Below are 18,080 nucleotides of genomic sequence, written 5' to 3'. Positions count from 1 at the left end.
GGAGTTGCCCCTGTTCGAGTCCCGGGCGGTTTTCGCGATGGTCGGCAGGTCGGACGCGTACCTGCGGACGCGAGCCGCACGTCGGGGAGGGGGTCCGTCCCGGAGTGCGCGCGGTGCGGCGTGAAGTCCCCGGGCAGGGCGGACAAGACGGGCAAGCAGAGCCAGGAATTCGATAACGTGTCGCATGACGACGCTCCTTCGTAGCGTTGTCCGGGCCCCGGACGTGCCAGCGTCGCGGGGCCGCAGTGTGTTCAGGGCCGGGAGCCGACCCTGGTTTCCGGGGGTACCGGGAGCGGGGCGAAGTTCTTGCGCCAAGGGTCCGGAAGCGGCTGACCGGTCATGATCCATTCGTGGAGCTGATCGAACGCCGAGTCCGACTCCACGAGACTCCGCCTCAGGTTCTGGAAGTCCTCCCGAGCCCGGGCGATCGCCTCCCGGAGTTCAGCCTTGGTGGCACGGGAGGGCGGGTCGGCCCAGGCCCCCGCTTCGGGCCGGTCCCGCAACGTGCCGCTCACAGAGTCGAAGAGGTAGTCCGCGAACCCCTCCTTGTCCTTGTCCGGGTCCGGAACGTCCGAGAGGTCATCGTTCAGCAGCACCTGCGCCGCCTCTCCGCCGCATCAGAGTGCGGCCACATGAGTTGGTCTGGAATCTCAGTGTCATGGACTGTCACAAGCCGTGTGAAGCGCATTGCACCGACCCAGGAACGCTATGTTCAGCGACAGATTTTCCAGGAATCACTACACCCGAGCTGGAATCCGTGATGTCATTCCTGTCATGCCCCCTGAAAAAGAAGCCCTGGTCCGATACGGGCGTGAGCTACGAGCCGCGCGTGAAAAATCCGGCATGACACAGACCGCGTTGGCACACGCGGCGAACACCAGCAAAAGCACCATTTCCGCAGTTGAAAGGGGGCTCACAGCCCCGTCTCCCAGACTGCGCTCAGATGTGGGGGAGGCGCTGGGGTCTGAGCGCCTCGCCCGCGTGTGGGAAGAGCTGACCGGCGATGGCCGGGAAGCTTGGAAGACGGAGGTTGCCGAACTCGTGGACCAGGCGAGCGCGGTCTACGAGTACCTCGTCTTGGTCTGGCCCGCTCACCTACAAAGAGAGTCCTATGCACAAGCGCTGATCAAGCACGGGGCCCAGTGGCTGACGGACGAGGAAGTCCAGTCGCGCGCGGCGGGGAGGGCAAAGCGTTCAGCGAGCTTGGCGGAGAGCACCCACCCGAAGCTGTGGCTCGTCATCGACGAAGCGCTCCTGTACCGGCGGTACGGGGGTGTGGAAGTAACACGGGAACAACTGGAACATGTGGTGGAGCTCGTCGAGTGTGGACGCATCACCGTGCAGCTGATCCCCGTGGACACACCGAACCACCCTGGCACCGGCGGTCCGTTTAAGCTGATCACGACGGCGGGCGCCCAAACTGACGTGCTGTTCGCCGAAAGCGCCCGCGAGGGCCAGTTGGTCACCAACTCCGCTGAGACGACAAGCTGGCGCATGCAGTTCGCGGCGTTGCAGAGCGCGGCACGTAGCCCAGACGAGACCCTCCAGAGTCTGAGGGCGGAACTGAGGAAGTTGAACGATGGACAGTAAGCTGACATGGCACAAGAGCACGTACTCCGACGGCGGCTCGAACTGCGTGGAGGTCCGCGAGAGCGCGCACGGTGCGGACGTGCGTGACACGCAGAACCGCGATCTCGGCCACCTCAGGGTCCCCCCGTCCGAGTGGGTGGCGTTCCTCGGACTGACCCAGTAGACCCACACGCAAGGTCCCGGGAATCTCCCTCCCCGGGACCTTTGCTGTTACACCGCTACTTCACCGATAGACCGAGCCTGACCAGCAATATCCTCCTGAAGGTTCCGGAGGAACTGCGAAGCGAAGATGGACAGTTCTGGACACCTGGGGCGACCACAAAGGCGCAAGATCACCCATCGGCAACCACATTGGCTTTGACCTCTCCCACAAGCGCAGGAGTATCTGTAGATTTGGTGACGTCTCATCTCTGAGGACAGGCCGGTCAACGCACTCGAGGTTGGCCTATGTCAGGCCATCGACTGGTGGCCGGGTCACCTCAGGTGAGGAGGCTGGATGTCGAAGCAACCGCAAGAGCCCAACAAGCCAAGCTGGTGGAAGTGGGTTGCCGCCGTAGTAACGGGCATCGTGCAAGCGGTGGTGCGGTACCTGCTCGACCGTTTCATGGGAAGTGGCCCCAGTTGATGCTCTGGTAGAGCAACAACCGAGGCCACAGAAGGATCCCGCGATGTAACCGGGGCCCGCGTCATAGCCCGATGCGGGCCCCTTCGCGTTCAGTCACGTTGTCTACGTCACGTAGACAACGTGGGCTCAGTCTACGCGGTTTTTAATATGAGTACATCAGTAGTTGAAGATGAATCTGGCGCCTTGACCTGCAAGGACGCAGACCTCTGAAATCACTTTTCCTGGATCTGGAGTGAGATGCAGGTTCTGGCCACGCCTGCGCTGAAGTCTCCAATGTCGATGTCACAAGCTTTGGCTGTAGAGGCTTACTCCCCTTGACGACGAAACCAACACAGGGGAGAGCCAGTGGCCACAGAGCGCAGAGCTTTCACGATCCATGAGCTGTACGACCTGCCAGCCGCCGTCGATCTGATGACGGCCGCACGCGCTCTGCACATGGGGAGGACGACGGCGTGCAAGCTCACCAGAAGCGGCCAGTTCCCCTGTCGGCTGCTCCGCCATGGCGGAACCTACCGGGTGGCCACCGCGGAACTCCTGGAGCTGTTGGGCGTGCCTCTTCCCGCCGGGGGAGCGTCGGCTAGAGTCGAGTCGACATAGCGATTCGGTCTGTTGTCGACTTGGCGTCCTGTCGGTACCGCTCAGTGCCGGGGGAGCGCAGGCTCGGACAGGGGATGCCGTGGGGTTCCACGGTCAGATGACGGTCACAACAGGAAGAGCCCTGCTCTCCGAGTGGAGAAGCAAGGCTCTGACCAGGTGAAACTGTGTGGGCGTACCAGGACTTGAACCTGGGGCCTCATCCTTATCAGGGATGCGCTCTAACCGACTGAGCTATACGCCCTCGTTCCGGGTGGAACTCTACCGCATCCGCGGGGCCGGGGCGAACCGGTCGCCCGGGGGCGGACATGGAGCGGGACGCGGCAGGCGCGTCCCTCTTCACCTCCCATTTTACCCCTGCACGGAAGTGCTCGGTACGGGCTCGCCAACACGTGGGGCCCGGCCCGGAAGACGTACCGGACCGGGCCCCGCGACGGGCGCTACTCGGCCTCGGACAGCGTCACGTCGACGCCGCCGACCAGGTCGGCGACCAGGTTGTACAGCATCGCTCCCACCGTGGACAGCGCGGTGATCAGCACGATGTTCAGCGCGCCGACCACACCGGTGTAGCCCAGCACGCGCCCCGGAGAGAACCAGGCGGACGGGTTGAGGCCGAGCTCGTCCTCGGAACCGTCGCCCTCCAGGAGCGCGTTGATCATGTTGGTCAGCTCGTCGAAGACACCCAGCATCGACAGCGTCGCGTAGATCACCGCGACCGCCACGAACAGGATGATGAAGCACACCAGGGAGACGACGAAGCTGAACTTCATCACCGACCAGGGCTCCACTCGGGAGACCGACAGGTGTGCCTTCCGGCTGGACAGGCTCGCCTTCACGGCGTTCGGACCACTCGGGCTCTCCGGCACCGAGGACTTCGATTCGGACACTGGCGTTCCCCCCGCTTCAGCGCGGTCCTCCGCCACGACCGGTTCGGCAGGCACCGAGGGCTTCTCGTCCGTCGTCCCGGTGGTGCGCTCCTCGCCGGAGGCCTTCCCGGACTCGGTCGAGCCCTCCTCGCCGGAGACCTCCTCGGACTCGGCGATGCCCTCCTCGCCGGACGCCTCGTCAGCCTCGGTGGTGCGCTCCTCGCCGGAGGCCTTCCCGGACTCGGTGGAGCCCTTCTGGCCGGACGCCTCGTCAGCCTCGGTGGTCACGGCGGCCCCCGCCTCTACCGTGTCCCTCTCGGCCGTCTCCACGTCCCCGCTCCCGGCGGACTCCGCCGTGTCCGGGTCGGATTCGTTCGTGGTGGTGTTCCGCTGGTTGTCAGACATAGAAACGTTACCGCTGGGCTTTCGTTGAGAACGGGTGATTGGCACTACCGGTGTCCGCGGGGTTCACCGAAGCGAACCCCGCGGACCTTATGGGGCCTAACGCGAAGTCTAGGCCTGCGGGTTGCCTTCCCCGGCGACCGGGACGTCGGCCGTGTCAACGGCCTCCTCCTCGGCGGCCTCGGCGTTGCGCGCCACGGCGACGATCTTGTTGCCCTTGTCCAGGTTCATCAGTCGCACGCCCATCGTGGTGCGGCCGGACTGCTTGACCTCGTCGGCGCCGGTGCGGATGACCCCGCCCGCGGAGGTGATCGCGAAGATCTCGTCCACCTCGGGGTCGACCATCATGGCACCGACCAGCTTGCCGCGGGCCTCCACCACCTTGGCCGTCAGCACGCCCCTGCCGCCCCGGTTCTGCACCGGGTACTGCTCGGACGGGGTGCGCTTGGCGTAGCCGTTCTCCGTGGCGACCAGGACGTCCGTGGACCCGTCGCCGGGCCGGATGACGTCCATGCTCAGGAGGTAGTCGCCCTCCAGGAACCGCATACCGATCACACCGCTGGTGGCGCGGCCCATGGGCCGCAGCGACTCGTCGGAGGCCGGGAACCGGATCGCCTGGGCGTCGCTGGAGATCAGCAGCAGGTCGTCGTCGGGGAAGACCAGCCGGGCGGCGATCAGCTCGTCGTCCTCGCGCAGGTTGATCGCGATGATGCCCGCCGCGCGCGCGGAGTCGAAGTCCTCCAGGCGGGACTTCTTGACCAGGCCCTCACGGGTGGCGAGCACCAGGTACGGGGCGGCCTCGTAGTCGCGCAGCGCCATGATCTGCGCGATCTCCTCGCCCGGCTGGAACGGGAGCAGGTTCGCCACGTGCTGTCCGCGTGCGTCGCGCGCGGCCTCCGGCAGCTCGTACGCCTTCGTGCGGTACACCCGGCCCTGGTTGGTGAAGCACAGGATCCAGTTGTGGGTGGTGGTCACGAAGAAGTGCTGGATGATGTCGTCCTGCTTGAGCTGGGCACCGCGCACACCCTTGCCGCCGCGCTTCTGGGCACGGTAGTTGTCGATGCGCGTGCGCTTGGCGTATCCACCGCGGGAGATCGTGACGACCACGTCCTCCTCGGCGATGAAGTCCTCCATGCGCATGTCGCCCTCGAAGGGGATGATGTGCGTGCGCCGCTCGTCGCCGTACTTCTCCACGAGCTCGCCGAGCTCCTGGCGGATGATGTCCCGCTGGCGGATCTCCGAGGCGAGGATGTCGTTGTAGTCGGAGATCTGCGCCATCAGCTCGTCGTACTCGCCGTTCAGGGCGTTGCGCTCCAGCGCGGCGAGCTTGCGCAGCTGCATGTCCAGGATGGCGCGGGCCTGGATGTCGTCGATCTCCAGCAGGCCCATCAGGCCGGTGCGCGCCGCGTCGGCCGAGGCACTGGACCGGATGAGGCTGATGACCTCGTCGATGCGGTCCATCGCGCGGAGCAGGGCACGCAGGATGTGCGCCCGCTCCTCGGCCTTGCGCAGCAGGTAACGCGTCCGGCGGACGATGACCTCGACCTGGTGCTTGACCCAGTGCCTGATCATCTGGTCCAGGCGCAGGGTGCGCGGCACACCGTCGACCAGCGCGAGCATGTTCGCGCCGAAGGTCTCCTGGAGCTGGGTCTGCTTGTAGAGGTTGTTCAGCACGACCTTGGCGACGGCGTCGCGCTTGAGCACGATGACCAGCCGCTGGCCGGTGCGGCCGCTGCTCTCGTCGCGCACGTCGGCGATGCCGGTGATCTTGCCTTCCTTGACCAGGTCGGCGATCTTGAGTGCGAGGTTGTCCGGGTTGACCTGGTAGGGCAGCTCGGTGATGACCAGGATCTGGCGGCCCCGGCTGTCCTCCTCGACCTCGACCACGGCGCGCATGGTGATGGAGCCGCGCCCGGTCCGGTACGCCTCCTCGATGCCGCGCTTGCCGACGATGAGCCCGCGGGTCGGGAAGTCCGGGCCCTTGACCCGGGCGATGAGCTGGTCGAGCAGCTCGTCGTCCTCGGCCTCGGGGTGCTCCAGGAACCAGTTGACGCCGTCGGCGACCTCGCGCAGGTTGTGCGGCGGGATGTTCGTGGCCATACCGACCGCGATGCCCGAGGAGCCGTTGACCAGCAGGTTCGGGAAGCGGGCGGGCAGCACGACGGGCTCGGAGGAGCGGCCGTCGTAGTTGGGCCGGAAGTCGACGGTCTCCTTGTCGATGTCCCGGAGCATCTCCATGGCCAGCGGCGCGAGCTTGCACTCGGTGTACCGCATGGCGGCGGCCGGGTCGTTGCCCGGAGAGCCGAAGTTGCCGTTGGGGTCGACCAGCGGCATGCGCATGGACCACCACTGGGCGAGACGCACCAGGGTGTCGTAGATGGCGCTGTCGCCGTGCGGGTGGTAGTTGCCCATCACGTCGCCGACGACGCGGGCGCACTTGAAGTGCCCGCGGTCGGGCCGGTAGCCGCCGTCGTACATCGCGTAGAGCACACGCTGGTGGACCGGCTTGAGGCCGTCTCGCACGTCGGGCAGGGCACGACCCACGATGACCGACATCGCGTAGTCGAGGTAGCTGCGCTGCATCTCGACCTGGATGTCGACCCGCTCGACCCGATCGGTCGTCCGCACGGGGGTCTCCACAGCGGAGTCCGTTCCCTCAGTTCCCTCAGGGACGTCCGGGTTGTTCGCATCCGTCACGGATGTCGATCCCTTCTACGAAGCTTGCTTGAACGTGGTTCACCGTCCGGGGAGTCCCTCCCCGGACGCGGGGTCCCTCTAGATGTCCAGGAAGCGGACGTCCTTGGCGTTGCGCTGGATGAAGGAGCGCCGGGACTCGACGTCCTCGCCCATGAGCACGCTGAACATCTCGTCGGCCTGGGCCGCGTCCTCCAGGCTGACCTGGAGGAGCACCCGCCGATCGGGGTCCATCGTGGTGTCCCACAGCTCGTTGGCGTTCATCTCGCCGAGACCCTTGAACCGCTGCACCATGTCGCGCGGACGCGGGTCCTTCTTCCCGGCCGCGACGCCGGCCTCGATGATGCGGTCGCGCTCGGGGTCGGAGAAGGCGTAGTCCGCGTCACTGCCGCGCTGGTCCCACTTGATCTTGTACAGCGGCGGCTGGGCCAGGTACACGTTCCCGGCCTCGACCAGCGGCTTCATGAAGCGGAACAGCAGGGTGAGCAGCAGGGTGCAGATGTGCTGGCCGTCGACGTCGGCGTCGGCCATCAGGATGATCTTGTGGTACCGCAGCTTGTCGGCGTCGAAGTCCTCGTGGATGCCGGTGCCCAGGGCGGTGATGATCGCCTGGACCTCGGCGTTCTTGAGGATGCGGTCGATCCGGGACTTCTCGACGTTCAGGATCTTGCCCCGGATGGGCAGGATGGCCTGGTTGTGCGGATTGCGGCCACCCTTGGCCGAGCCGCCCGCCGAGTCGCCCTCGACGATGTAGACCTCGCTCTCCTCCGGGTTGGTCGACTGGCAGTCGGACAGCTTGCCGGGGAGTGAGGTGGACTCCAGAAGAGTCTTGCGCCGGGTGAGGTCGCGCGCCTGGCGGGCCGCCACGCGGGCACGCGCCGCCTGGCTGGCCTTGGACACGATGTCCTTGGCCTCGCCGGGGTTGCGCTCGAACCAGTCGCGCAGGTGCTCGTTGGTGACCTTCTGGACGAAGGACTTGGCCTCGGTGTTGCCCAGCTTGGTCTTGGTCTGACCCTCGAACTGGGGGTCGGCCAGCTTGACCGAGATGATCGCGGTCAGGCCCTCGCGGATGTCGTCGCCGGTGAGGTTGTCCTCCTTCTCCCGCAACAGCCTCTGGTCGCGCGCGTACCGGTTGACCAGGGTGGTCAGCGCGGAGCGGAAGCCCTCCTCGTGGGTGCCGCCCTCAGCCGTGTTGATGGTGTTGGCGAAGGTGTGCACGGACGAGGTGTAGGACTGGTTCCACTGCATGGCGATCTCGAGTGAGATGCCCTCGCCGTCCTCCTCGAAGGAGATGATCGACGCGTGCGCCGGCTCCTTCTTGGCGTTGATGTGCTTGACGAAGTCGGACAGCCCATCCTCGTAGTGGAAGGTGTTGACCGTCGGACCGCCGTCGGTGTGATCGGGCCGCTCGTCGCGGATGGTGATGGACAGCCCCTTGTTGAGGAAGGCCATCTCCTGCATCCGGCGGGCGATCGTCTCGAACGTGAACGTCGTCGTCTCGAAGATGCTCTCGTCCGGCCAGAAGGTGAGCTGGGTACCGGTCTCGTCGGTCTCCTCACCCCTGACCAGGTCGCCGGTGGGCGCGGTCGTCTCGTAGTGCTGGCGCCACACGTAGCCGTCGCGGCGGATCTCCACGTCCAGCGCTCTGGACAGCGCGTTGACGACGGAGACGCCGACGCCGTGCAGGCCGCCGGAGACCGCGTAGGACTTGCCGTCGAACTTGCCACCCGCGTGCAGCGTGGTGAGCACGACCTCGACGGCGGGGCGCTTCTCCACGGGGTGGAGGTCGGTGGGGATGCCGCGGCCGTTGTCGGCCACGCACACACCGCCGTCGGCCATCAGGGTCACCTCGATGGCGCTGGCGTGTCCCGCCAGTGCCTCATCGACCGAGTTGTCGACCACCTCGTAGACCAGGTGGTGCAGGCCCCGCTCCCCGGTGGAACCGATATACATTCCTGGGCGCTTGCGTACTGCTTCAAGCCCCTCCAGAACCGTGATTGATCGAGCGTCGTAGGCCAAGTGGGTACACCCTCCTGCTGGGGACGCCTGCCGTCCGCGGCCGAGCGGACGACGGTCGGTCCACGGCACGGTGACCAGGCTGGTCGTCACACCACGACACCTGGGGGATCACCTTCACCGCAGGGGCCGTCCGCCCACCCTCTTCTGTGGGCGTGGCACCGGCTACAGGCGTCTGAAGAACCGCCTCCATGATACCTCGCGCCGTACGACAAAGTGGCATTGGCGGCCCTGTGCCGCCTCACAACGAACGTTCAGGGCGGGAGGCGACTCCCTACACGCGGGATGCCCTCTGCGCAAGTCCCGGTGCGGTTGAGTGGCGCACGCGGCGGCCAACAGGTCAAACACGCTCCGACGCCGTTCGGTACCCGCTCCGCGAAGCGCCCTCCGCCCGGCTGTACGGGCGCTCACCTGCGGATATCCACAGGCGGTGGACGGAGGAAACCTGGTGGCCCGGTACCCGGATCCGTCCGCGGGGGTCTCAGCGGCGCCGGAAACCGGGTCCGCGGACCTTGATGGCGACCACCGTTCCGTCGCCCAACTCCTCGTTCAGCCGGCGTATCAGGTCCCGCACCATCGCTCGCGCGTGGGCCGCCATCGTCGGCGAATCAGCCACCACGACCAGTTCGCCCTCCGAATAACTCTCCGGGCGGAGATGCTCGGCGTTGAAGTCGCCCACGATGTCGGCCCACCGGCCGAACACGCCTCCGACGGCCACCTGCTCCTGCCAGCCGTGCTCGATCAGCCACGTGCGCACGGCGTCGCCGAACATCTGGGGCTCGTTGCGTGACCGCAGTCGGCCACGCCGCCGTGCCCGGGGCGCGCCGCGCGGCACCGCGCCCCGGTCCTTGGCCTCGGCCCGGGCGCGCGCCAGCGCCTGGCGGGCGAGGTCCGCCCCGGCCGGGGGTGCGGGAGCGGGGGAGGCGGACGGGACCGAGGGCTCCGGGCCGGGGGAGCGGCGTACCCCGTCCACAGCCTGTGGACGGAATCCGCCGGGGCTCGCGGAGTCGTGGGCCGGGCCGGCGGGGTCCACGGGACGCGGATGGCGCTCACTCACCCTCGATGCCTCCCTCGTGCACAACGAAGCGCGCACCGTCCAGCTCCTTGGGGACGTCCTCGGGAACGGCGGCGGTCACCAGGACCTGCTCGGCGCCGCGTATCCGCTCGGCCAGTCTGCGGCGGCGCTCGCTGTCGAGTTCGGCGAACACGTCGTCCAGGATCAGTACCGGGTCGTCGCCGTCGGACCGCAGCAGGTCGAAGGCGGCCAGCTTGAGCGAGAGCGCGTACGACCAGGACTCTCCCTGGCTCGCGTAGCCCCTGGCCGGCAGGTCGCCCAACTGCAGGTGCAGATCGTCGCGGTGCGGCCCCACCAGGCTGATCCCGCGCTGGAGCTCGCGGTCCCGCGCCTCGGACATGGCGGCGCGCAGGGTTTCCACAAGCTGTGGACGGCCGGCCGGCAGCCGCACCCCCTCCGGGACCGCCCCGCTCCGGTAGTGGGGAACGGCCGGGCCGCCGGAGTCGGTCAGCCCCGCGTAGGCCTCGGCGACCCTCGGTCGCAGCTCCTCCACCAGATCCAGTCGCGCGGCCAGCAGCTCGGCGCCCGTCTCGGCCAGATGGTCGCCCCACACCTCCAGCGTGCTCAGGTCGGGCGCCGAACGCTGTTTGAACATCTGGGCGGAGGCCGACTTGAGCAGGGCGTTGCGTTGCTTGAGCACCCGGTCGTAGTCCGACCGCACACCCGCCATCCGGGGGGCTCGCGCCACCAACAGGTCGTCCAGGAAGCGGCGCCGCTCACCGGGGTCGCCCTTGACCAGGGCGAGGTCCTCGGGTGCGAACAGCACGGTGCGCAGGATCCCGAGGACCTCGCGCGGCCGCCCCGCGGGCGCCTGGTTGATCCGGGCGCGGTTGGCGCGGCCGGGGTTGAGCTCCAGGTCCACCACCATGGACCGCTCGTCGCGCACCACCTTGGCCCGGACGATCGCGCGTGGCGTGCCCTGGCGGACCAACGGGGTGTCGGAGGAGACCCGGTGACTGCCGAGGGTGGCCACGTAGCCGACCGCCTCGACCAGGTTGGTCTTGCCCTCGCCGTTGGCGCCGACGAACACGCTCACTCCCGGTCCCAGCTCCAGCAGGGCCTCGCTGTAGGACCGGAAGTCGGCCAGTTGCAGGTGGGATACGTACATCCGGCCTTCCTCCTGGACGGTGGCGCGGAAACGGGCGGGGGAAGGGGGTCCCGGGGACGGCCCCCGGGCTCGTCCCCGAGGAGGGGAGGGGACGCGGACGCGCCTCAGGCGTCGTCGGAGGTTTCCGCCTCGGTCACGGCATGTCCGCCGAACTGGTTGCGCAGGGCCGCCACGACCTTCATGGCCGGGCTGTCGTCCTGACGGGAGGCGAACCGTGCGTAGAGCGAGGCGGTGATCGCCGGCGCCGGGACCGCGTGGTCCACGGCGGCCTGGACGGTCCAGCGGCCCTCACCGGAGTCCTCGGCGTAGCCTCGCAGCCGGGACAGCTCCGGGTCCTCCTCCAGGGCCCGCGAGAGCAGGTCGAGCAGCCAGGAGCGCACCACGGTGCCCTCGCGCCAGCTCTCGAACGTACCGGGGACGTCGTCCACCAGGCCGGAGGCGGCCATGAGCTCGTAGCCCTCGCCGAAGGCCTGCATCATGCCGTACTCGATGCCGTTGTGGACCATCTTGACGAAGTGCCCGGCGCCGACGCGGCCGGCGTGGACGAAACCGCCGCCCTCGTCAGGGGTGAGTGAGTCGAAGACGGGGCGGGCTCGCTCGACGTCCTCGGCCGGACCTCCGACCATGATGCCGTAGCCGTTCGAGCGGCCCCAGACTCCGCCGCTGACACCGGCGTCGAGGTAACCGATCCCCTTGTCCGACAGCTCCTCGGCGCGGACGCGGTCGTCCGCGTAGTGGGAGTTGCCGCCCTCGATGACGAGGTCGCCCTCCGCCAGCAGGCCGCCCAGCTCCGCGATGGTCGAGGCCGTGGGACCACCCGCGGGGACCATGACCCAGATCACCCGCGGTGCGGCCAGACGGTCGACCAGCGCGGCCAGGGTGTCGACGTCGCGCTTCTCGGAGAAGGCGTCGTAGCCGACGACCTCGTGGCCCTTGTCCCGCAGCCGGGCGGCCATGTTGCCGCCCATCTTGCCGAGTCCGATCATTCCGAGCTGCATGGTGGTTCTCCCCTTCGCCGCCTGTGGATGGACGCCGGTCGGCCCGGGCCGCGGACCGGAACCGGCGGTGCCAGTCAATCGAACCGGTCGCCGATCAGCCCGGCTGACGCACCGGCATGATCAGGTAGCGGTACTCCGGGGAGGAACCCTCCTCCGCGGGCTTGCCGGTGAGGATCGACGGCCTGGTCGAGCTGGTGAAGTTCATGCGGGCCACGTCGGTGCCGATGGCTCCGAGCCCGTCCAGCAGGAAACCGGAGTTGAAGGCGATCTGGATGTCGTCGCCGTCCAGGTCGGCCTCCAGGACCTCGACCGCCTGGGCCTCCTCGCCGGTGCCGGCCTCCAGGACCAGCTGGCCCTGGCCGAAGGACAGCCGCAGCGGGGTGTTGCGCTCGGCGACCAGCGAGACGCGCTTGACGGCCTCGACGAACTCGCTGCGGCTGACCTCGGCGACGGAGTTGAAGGTGTCCGGCAGCAGTGTCCGGTACTTGGGGAACTCGCCGTCCAGCAGGCGGGTGGTGGTGCGGCGGCCGCCGCCCTCGAAGCCGATCATGCCCTCGCCGGTGTCGCCGGTGGAGAGGGCGATCGAGACCTCGGCGCCCGAGGTGAGCGACTTGGCGGTGTCGTGGAGGGTCTTGGCCGGGATCAGCGCGACCGCGGACAGGTCGGGGTTCTCCGGCTTCCAGGTGAGCTCCCGCACGGCCAGGCGGTAGCGGTCGGTGGAGGCGAGCGTGACGGTCTCGCCCTCGATCTCGACGCGCACGCCGGTGAGCATCGGCAGGGTGTCGTCGCGCCCGGCGGCCACGGCCACCTGGCCGACCGCGGCGGCGAAGGCGTCGCTGCCGACGGTCCCGCTCACACCGGGCATCTCCGGGAGCGTGGGGTAGTCCTCCACCGGCATGGTGGTCAGGGTGAACTTGGCGCTGCCGCCGGTGACGACGACCTTGGGGCCCTCGGTGGCGATCTCCACAGGCTGTGCGGGGAGATTGCGGGTGATCTCGGACAGGAGCTTGCCGGTGACCAGGACCTTGCCCGGCTCCTCGACCTCGACGTCCACCGCGGCCTGGGTGGAGACCTCGTAGTCGAAGCCGGACAGGCGCAGCTGCTGGCGGCCGTCGAACTCCCCGGCCTCCAGCAGGATGCCGACGAGCACCGGGACCGAGGGGCGCGTCGGGAGTGTGCGCGCGGTCCAGGCGACAGCATCGGCCAGTATGTCGCGTTCGACCCGGAACTTCACTTTCCGACTCACTTTCCGCACGACCGGGGTGCCGGTCGAAGCCTCAACGTTGCAGCTCGTGGATCTGTGGACCTGCCGAGGACTCCGTCAACAGGGTTGTGGACGACGCGTTGGCGTGCGGGCACCGACGGTGCCACGGGAGCTACCTCGGGATCCCGCAGGGGTCGCCGTCCGGATCCGGACGGCGAAGGGCAGGGGCGAGACCACACGTTACCCGGATTCATCCGCTGCCGCTGCCAGCTCAGCACCGAGCCGCCGTCGCACCGGACTCGGAGCTTTATCCACAGGTTTTCCGCGAAGCGGTGGTGAAGCCCCCTCTTGGTTAATGAAGGTGCGCAGTAGTAGTAGGGCCTGTGGATAATGTGGATAACTACCGTTCTTGCAGGTCAGACCGCGAATTTCTGTCCACAGGGCCTGTGGGTAACCCTGTGGGTAACTTCGCCCGCTTGTGGACGAACGAAGTCGTCCTCAGGTTTTCCACACCCCGTCCACAGGCTCGTCCACAGGTTTTCCCCAAGTTGTCCACAGCAGACTGTGGTTTGGTCATGGGATGACATGATGTTCTGTCCACAGGCTCGGGGTGGGTTACCCACAGCCTTGGAGCACTTATCCACAGGTTGTCCACAAGGTTGTCCACAGATTTGACCCCTCTCCTGTGGATAACTTCGACGAGAAATCGCCAAATTTTTTTTCGGGACCCTTCCACAGATCGCCCGAACCCGGGCAAAGAGGCTGTGCACAGGTTTGTCCACAGGTGCCTCCCGTGGCGTGTGCCCTGATCGTTGACGCGGTCGTACCCGCTGGTCGGGGCGGCGGGTGCGGGGAGGGCGACAAGGACCCCGGACCCCCTGGAAACCAGGGGATTCGGTACGTGCCGAGCATGAACGGCCCCGGACGACCACAAGGGCGGCGAACCCCTCCAGGTGCGGGCGTTCACGCACACAAGCCTGTGGATAACTCGGGTCGAGACCGCGGAGAGCCTGTGGACAACGCGCGTGTCGCCCTGTGGACGTATCCGTCTGTCGACACGCCCACAGGGCGACACGTCGACACGAGGACCTGTGCTCCCGGGACACGCGGTCCGACAGCGGAAGGGGCGGCCTCCCGTGGTGGGAGGCCGCCCCCGGCCCGTGCACGGCATGGGGACCGGTCAGGTCAGCGAGGGCTGGTCCTTGATCCGGCTGGTGAGCTCGTGGACCTGGTTGTAGATGGAGCGGCGCTCGGCCATCAGCGCACGGACCTTGCGGTCGGCGTGCATCACCGTGGTGTGGTCGCGGCCGAACTGCTGCCCGATCTTGGGCAGGGACAGCTCGGTCAGCTCACGGCACAGGTACATGGCGATCTGCCGGGCGGTCACCAGCACCCGGGACCGCGAGGTCCCGCACAGGTCCTCGACCGTCAGGCCGAAGTAGGCGGCGGTCTGGGACATGATCGACCCGGCCGTGATCTCGGGCACCTCGGCGTTGGGCACCAGGTCCCGCAGCACCTGGCTGGTCAGGTCCAGGTCCACCGACTGCCGGTTCAGGCTGGCGAACGCGGTCACGCGGATCAGCGCGCCCTCCAACTCCCGGATGTTGGTGGAGATCTTGCTCGCTATGAACTCCAGGACCTCCGGCGGGGCCGCCAGGCCCTCCTGAGCCGCCTTCTTGCGCAGGATGGCGATCCGGGTCTCCAGTTCGGGCGGCTGCACGTCGGTGAGCAGGCCCCACTCGAACCGGCTGCGCATCCTGTCCTCCAGCGTGGTCAGCTGTTTGGGGGGCCGGTCGCTGGAGATGACGATCTGTTTGTCGGAGTTGTGCAGCGTGTTGAAGGTGTGGAAGAACTCCTCCTGCGTCTGCTCCTTGTTCTCCAGGAACTGGATGTCGTCCACCAGGAGCACGTCGATGTCCCGGTACCGGCGGCGGAATCCGTCCGCCTTGCCGTCCCGGATCGAGTTGATGAACTCGTTGGTGAACTCCTCGGAACTGACGTACCGCACCCGTGACCCCTCGTAGAGGCGGTGCGTGTAGTGCCCGATGGCGTGCAGCAGATGGGTTTTCCCCAGCCCGGAACCGCCGTGGATGAACAGCGGGTTGTAGGCCTTGGCCGGGGCCTCGGCCGCCGCCACCGACGCCGCGTGCGCGAACCGGTTGCTGGAGCCTATGACGAAGGTGTCGAAGGTGTACTTCGGGTTCAGGCGCGCGTGCTCACCGGGCGGGGCCTCCCGCGAGCGCCCGGGGGGTACGGAGGGGGAGTCCGACGCGGCCTCGCTCCTCCTGCGCGGCTCACCGGGCTCGGACGCCTCCGCGGGCGGCTTCCCGTCCCCGGCCTCCCCAGCCGGATCGGCCGACCCGGTGGCCGGTGCGGACGCCGGCTCCCGGGGGGTCTCCCAGCGGTTGGGCCGGTCCCACTCCGGTGCGCTCCGGGCCCGCTGCTGCCACGAGATCGGTTCCCCGGGCTGCTCCCACAGCGGCGGCGAGGTGGGGGTCTCCTGGGGAGAGGCGAAGGTCTGCTGGACCCACGGGGCGGGTGCGTCGCGGACCGTGTGCGGTTCCTCCTCGGTGCCGGAGGGGGCCTCCGGGGGGTGGGGGCCGAGCAGGTCGTGGCCCTCCGAAGCCTCCGGGGCGCTGGTCTCCGGGGCGGCCTGCCGGTCGGCCGGACGCGCGTGCTGGCCCCGGGACCCCGACACGTCCTGCGGCGCCCCGGAGGACCCCGTCGACGAGGGGGCGGTGCCCGGCATGGCGGGGGAGAAGGTGGACGACGCGTGTTCTCCGACTCCGCGCGGGGCCTGGTGCCCGTAGACGGAAGGGGGCGCGGGAGTGGGCGGCGGGGTCGGCACGGCGGTGGGGTCGACCGTCACCGCGACCCGGATGTCCCGGCCCAGGTGCGCGGACAGCGCCTTGCTGATCGCCGGGTACAGGCGTGTCTCCAGCACCTTCTTGGTGAACTCGTTGGGCGCCGCGATCAGCGCGGTGTCCTCGATCAGGCCCAGCGGACGGGTCTGCGGCAGCCACGCGCGCTGGTGCGCGGGGAGGGAGTCGTTGTCGATCCCGTCCAGCACGCTGGACCAGACCATTGCGAGGTTGACCTGTGCGTCAGCCAAGGTGACCTGCCATGGGTGCTGTCCCTTCGGTGCGGATCTGTGGAGTACGGAGCGGGCGGGCGGTGCGGGGCCGCGGCGGAGCCCGGGGCGCGTGGTCGTTCGCGCGTTCGCGGGGCCGCAGGAGGGCGACTTCCCATTGTCCTCCTCCCACGGTGGTGCCGGGGCGGGGAATCGGGTCGGAGCGTACGTTGTCAGGTGATGCGGGCCTGTGGATAACTTCACTGCGATGGAAGACGGCAAGTCTTTGACTACCTTCGGGTATCCACAGCTTCTGGAGGTTGTCCACAGGTTTTCCACAGGCTTGTCCACAGGATGGCAGATCTTCGGACGCGGCGCAGAGTTATCCACAATGTGCAGCTCAGAAGGTGTGTACGAAGTCTGCTTCCGGGATCGTGGGTGTGCCCGGGAGCGTGAGGGGCAAGTTATCCACAGGCTGAGGTTATCCACAGATACCCGAGGACGGGGAAACCTCACACACTTGTGGACAGCACGTTGTCCACAGGACGGTGGGCGCTCCTGTCGGCCTCGCCCCGCTCGGGCTCCTAGCGGCTCCTAGCGGCTCCGAGCGGGTCCGGACACCGCCCTGCACAGGCCCGATTTGACCCTGCCCAGGCCAGGCCGTATCTTCTTTATGCTTATGCCGAATGATCTGCCTGCGTCCGTACGTCACGGTGACGCGGCCACGGCTCATGCACCTTGAGGCCCCGCATACCCTGGGGGTCCGTCGTAGTACTTTCCTGACACGCCCCTGGAGCCAGTAGTGAGCAAGCGTACGTACCAGCCGAACAACCGGCGTCGCGCGAAGGTCCACGGCTTCCGGCTGCGCATGCGTACGCGCGCCGGTCGCGCCATCATCGCCTCGCGGCGCCGCAAGGGGCGCGCGGTGCTGACCGTGAACCACTAGGTCACGCTCAGCCCAAGTTCTTCGGACCGGTCCGGCCTCTCGCCGGCCGGTCCCTTTTTCGTGGGAAGAACTACCGACGCCCGGAGGAAGAGCCGATGCTGTCGCCGAGAAACCGGATGCGCCACAGCGCCGAGTTCGGCTCCGTCATGCGCTCGGGGCGGCGCTCGTCCCGGGACGCCCTGGGCGTCGTCTACCTCGCACCGCCCCCCACCGCCGTGGACGCCGACCCGCCCCGGGTCGGGTTCGTGGTGAGCAAGGCGGTCGGGGGAGCGGTGGTGCGCAAGCGCGTGCAGCGCAGGCTGCGTCACCTGATGCGGCCCCGGTTGGCCGTTCTGCCAAACGGTAGCCTGCTGGTAGTGCGTGCCAGACCCTCCGCCGCCAACGCGCGGTACGAGGAGCTGGCCGCTCAACTCGACAGCGCGATCGCCGCAGCGATGCGACCCCGTGGAACATCGCCGCGCCGTCGGCCCGGCCGTGGCCGATCGCGGCCTCCGGCGGCGGAACCGGCGAGGAGCGAAGCAGCAGGGAACCGCCGCCCGGACGAGGGCGGAGAACGGTGGGGCCGATGACCGAGCACAGACCGACCGCGTTCGCGCGCGTGTTGATCCTGCCGATTCGCGGCTACCAGCGCTTCGTCAGCCCTCTCTTCCCCCCCGTCTGCCGTTTCTATCCCTCGTGCAGCGCGTACGCCGTGGAGGCGCTACGCGTGCACGGGGCCCTGTACGGGCTGTGGCTGGGTATCCGGCGCATCGCCCGTTGCCATCCCTTCAACCCAGGAGGGCTTGATCCGGTTCCGCCGCGCAAGGGGCGCCGGAACGAGGAGTCCGAGGAGTCTGCGGGCGGAGCCGGGCACACCGGAACCACTCCCGGGGACCAGTAGCTGAACCGAAGC

Annotated in this window: 14 protein-coding genes and 1 tRNA gene; 5 read left to right on the top strand and 10 right to left on the bottom strand. The window is 68.1% G+C overall.

Annotation, left to right across the window (positions count from 1 at the left end; all coding sequences use genetic code 11):
* Window positions 1–251 precede the first annotated feature (251 nt).
* Entirely contained in the window at window positions 252–596 is a 345-nt protein-coding gene (locus FYX01_RS02905) for a hypothetical protein (protein ID WP_150237207.1), read from the bottom strand.
* Window positions 597–708: 112 nt separating this feature from the next.
* On the opposite strand from FYX01_RS02905, the gene FYX01_RS02900 reads away from it, so the two are divergent.
* Both FYX01_RS02900 and FYX01_RS02895 read left to right on the top strand, forming a co-directional pair.
* The gene (locus FYX01_RS02900) at window positions 709–1,590 is read left to right on the top strand and encodes a helix-turn-helix domain-containing protein (protein WP_223830278.1); all 882 of its coding nucleotides are present in this window, start codon (window positions 709–711) and stop codon (window positions 1,588–1,590) included.
* Window positions 1,580–1,753, top strand: coding sequence for a DUF397 domain-containing protein (locus tag FYX01_RS02895; protein ID WP_150237205.1), 174 nt, complete (start codon window positions 1,580–1,582; stop codon window positions 1,751–1,753). The genes FYX01_RS02900 and FYX01_RS02895 overlap by 11 nt, the downstream gene beginning before the upstream one ends.
* Window positions 1,754–2,979: 1,226 nt before the next feature.
* Here FYX01_RS02895 and FYX01_RS02885 read toward each other — a convergent pair.
* From FYX01_RS02885 to dnaA, 9 genes are all read right to left on the bottom strand, one after another.
* A tRNA-Ile gene (locus tag FYX01_RS02885) sits at window positions 2,980–3,053 on the bottom strand.
* A 196-nt stretch (window positions 3,054–3,249) separates the two neighbouring features.
* Window positions 3,250–4,080, bottom strand: coding sequence for a DUF3566 domain-containing protein (locus FYX01_RS02880; protein ID WP_150237202.1), 831 nt, complete (start codon window positions 4,078–4,080; stop codon window positions 3,250–3,252).
* A gap of 108 nt (window positions 4,081–4,188) precedes the next feature.
* Window positions 4,189–6,774, bottom strand: a complete 2,586-nt coding sequence (gene gyrA, locus FYX01_RS02875) for a DNA gyrase subunit A (protein WP_190394156.1) — start codon at window positions 6,772–6,774, stop codon at window positions 4,189–4,191.
* Between the two features lie 78 nt (window positions 6,775–6,852).
* Window positions 6,853–8,790, bottom strand: a complete 1,938-nt coding sequence (gene gyrB / locus FYX01_RS02870; protein ID WP_150237198.1) for a DNA topoisomerase (ATP-hydrolyzing) subunit B — start codon at window positions 8,788–8,790, stop codon at window positions 6,853–6,855.
* A gap of 478 nt (window positions 8,791–9,268) precedes the next feature.
* Window positions 9,269–9,760 (bottom strand): DciA family protein, encoded by a 492-nt coding sequence (locus FYX01_RS02865; protein ID WP_394350429.1) that lies wholly within the window; start codon window positions 9,758–9,760, stop codon window positions 9,269–9,271.
* A gap of 76 nt (window positions 9,761–9,836) precedes the next feature.
* Window positions 9,837–10,970, bottom strand: a complete 1,134-nt coding sequence (gene recF / locus FYX01_RS02860) for a DNA replication/repair protein RecF (protein ID WP_150237196.1) — start codon at window positions 10,968–10,970, stop codon at window positions 9,837–9,839.
* 104 nt (window positions 10,971–11,074) lie between these two features.
* A complete protein-coding gene (gnd, locus tag FYX01_RS02855; RefSeq protein ID WP_150237194.1) occupies window positions 11,075–11,968 on the bottom strand; it encodes a phosphogluconate dehydrogenase (NAD(+)-dependent, decarboxylating) in 894 nt (297 codons plus the stop codon).
* A 94-nt stretch (window positions 11,969–12,062) separates the two neighbouring features.
* On the bottom strand, window positions 12,063–13,202 hold the full coding sequence (gene dnaN, locus FYX01_RS02850; RefSeq protein WP_150237191.1) for a DNA polymerase III subunit beta: 1,140 nt from the start codon (window positions 13,200–13,202) through the stop codon (window positions 12,063–12,065).
* Between the two features lie 1,150 nt (window positions 13,203–14,352).
* Window positions 14,353–16,257, bottom strand: coding sequence for a chromosomal replication initiator protein DnaA (dnaA, locus tag FYX01_RS02845; RefSeq protein WP_394350428.1), 1,905 nt, complete (start codon window positions 16,255–16,257; stop codon window positions 14,353–14,355).
* A gap of 787 nt (window positions 16,258–17,044) precedes the next feature.
* Between dnaA and rpmH the strand changes: the two genes are divergently transcribed.
* The 3 genes from rpmH to yidD all read left to right on the top strand — a co-directional run bounded on the left by rpmH (window position 17,045) and on the right by yidD (window position 18,068).
* Complete coding sequence (rpmH, locus tag FYX01_RS02840; protein ID WP_077692596.1) at window positions 17,045–17,188, top strand: 50S ribosomal protein L34; 144 nt, start codon at window positions 17,045–17,047, stop codon at window positions 17,186–17,188.
* A gap of 95 nt (window positions 17,189–17,283) precedes the next feature.
* Window positions 17,284–17,757, top strand: coding sequence for a ribonuclease P protein component (gene rnpA / locus FYX01_RS02835; protein ID WP_150237187.1), 474 nt, complete (start codon window positions 17,284–17,286; stop codon window positions 17,755–17,757).
* Window positions 17,754–18,068 (top strand): membrane protein insertion efficiency factor YidD, encoded by a 315-nt coding sequence (gene yidD, locus FYX01_RS02830; protein ID WP_150237185.1) that lies wholly within the window; start codon window positions 17,754–17,756, stop codon window positions 18,066–18,068. Before rnpA ends, yidD begins: the two co-directional genes overlap by 4 nt.
* The last annotated feature ends 12 nt before the right edge of the window (window positions 18,069–18,080 follow it).

It is taken from the genome of Nocardiopsis quinghaiensis (assembly GCF_008638365.1).
GTDB lineage: Bacteria > Actinomycetota > Actinomycetes > Streptosporangiales > Streptosporangiaceae > Nocardiopsis > Nocardiopsis quinghaiensis.
This window is presented reverse-complemented; position numbering and strand designations above follow the sequence as displayed.

Excerpts from the sequence above, each read along its gene's own strand:
- FYX01_RS02880 (WP_150237202.1), bottom strand. The coding sequence starts at position 4,080 with ATGTCTGACAACCAGCGGAACACCACCACGAACGAATCCGACCCGGAC.
- FYX01_RS02895 (WP_150237205.1), top strand. The coding sequence starts at position 1,580 with ATGGACAGTAAGCTGACATGGCACAAGAGCACGTACTCCGACGGCGGC.
- dnaA (WP_394350428.1), bottom strand. The coding sequence starts at position 16,257 with ATGGTCTGGTCCAGCGTGCTGGACGGGATCGACAACGACTCCCTCCCC.
- FYX01_RS02900 (WP_223830278.1), top strand. The coding sequence starts at position 709 with ATGTTCAGCGACAGATTTTCCAGGAATCACTACACCCGAGCTGGAATC.
- recF (WP_150237196.1), bottom strand. The coding sequence starts at position 10,970 with ATGTACGTATCCCACCTGCAACTGGCCGACTTCCGGTCCTACAGCGAG.
- gnd (WP_150237194.1), bottom strand. The coding sequence starts at position 11,968 with ATGCAGCTCGGAATGATCGGACTCGGCAAGATGGGCGGCAACATGGCC.
- rnpA (WP_150237187.1), top strand. The coding sequence starts at position 17,284 with ATGCTGTCGCCGAGAAACCGGATGCGCCACAGCGCCGAGTTCGGCTCC.
- yidD (WP_150237185.1), top strand. The coding sequence starts at position 17,754 with ATGACCGAGCACAGACCGACCGCGTTCGCGCGCGTGTTGATCCTGCCG.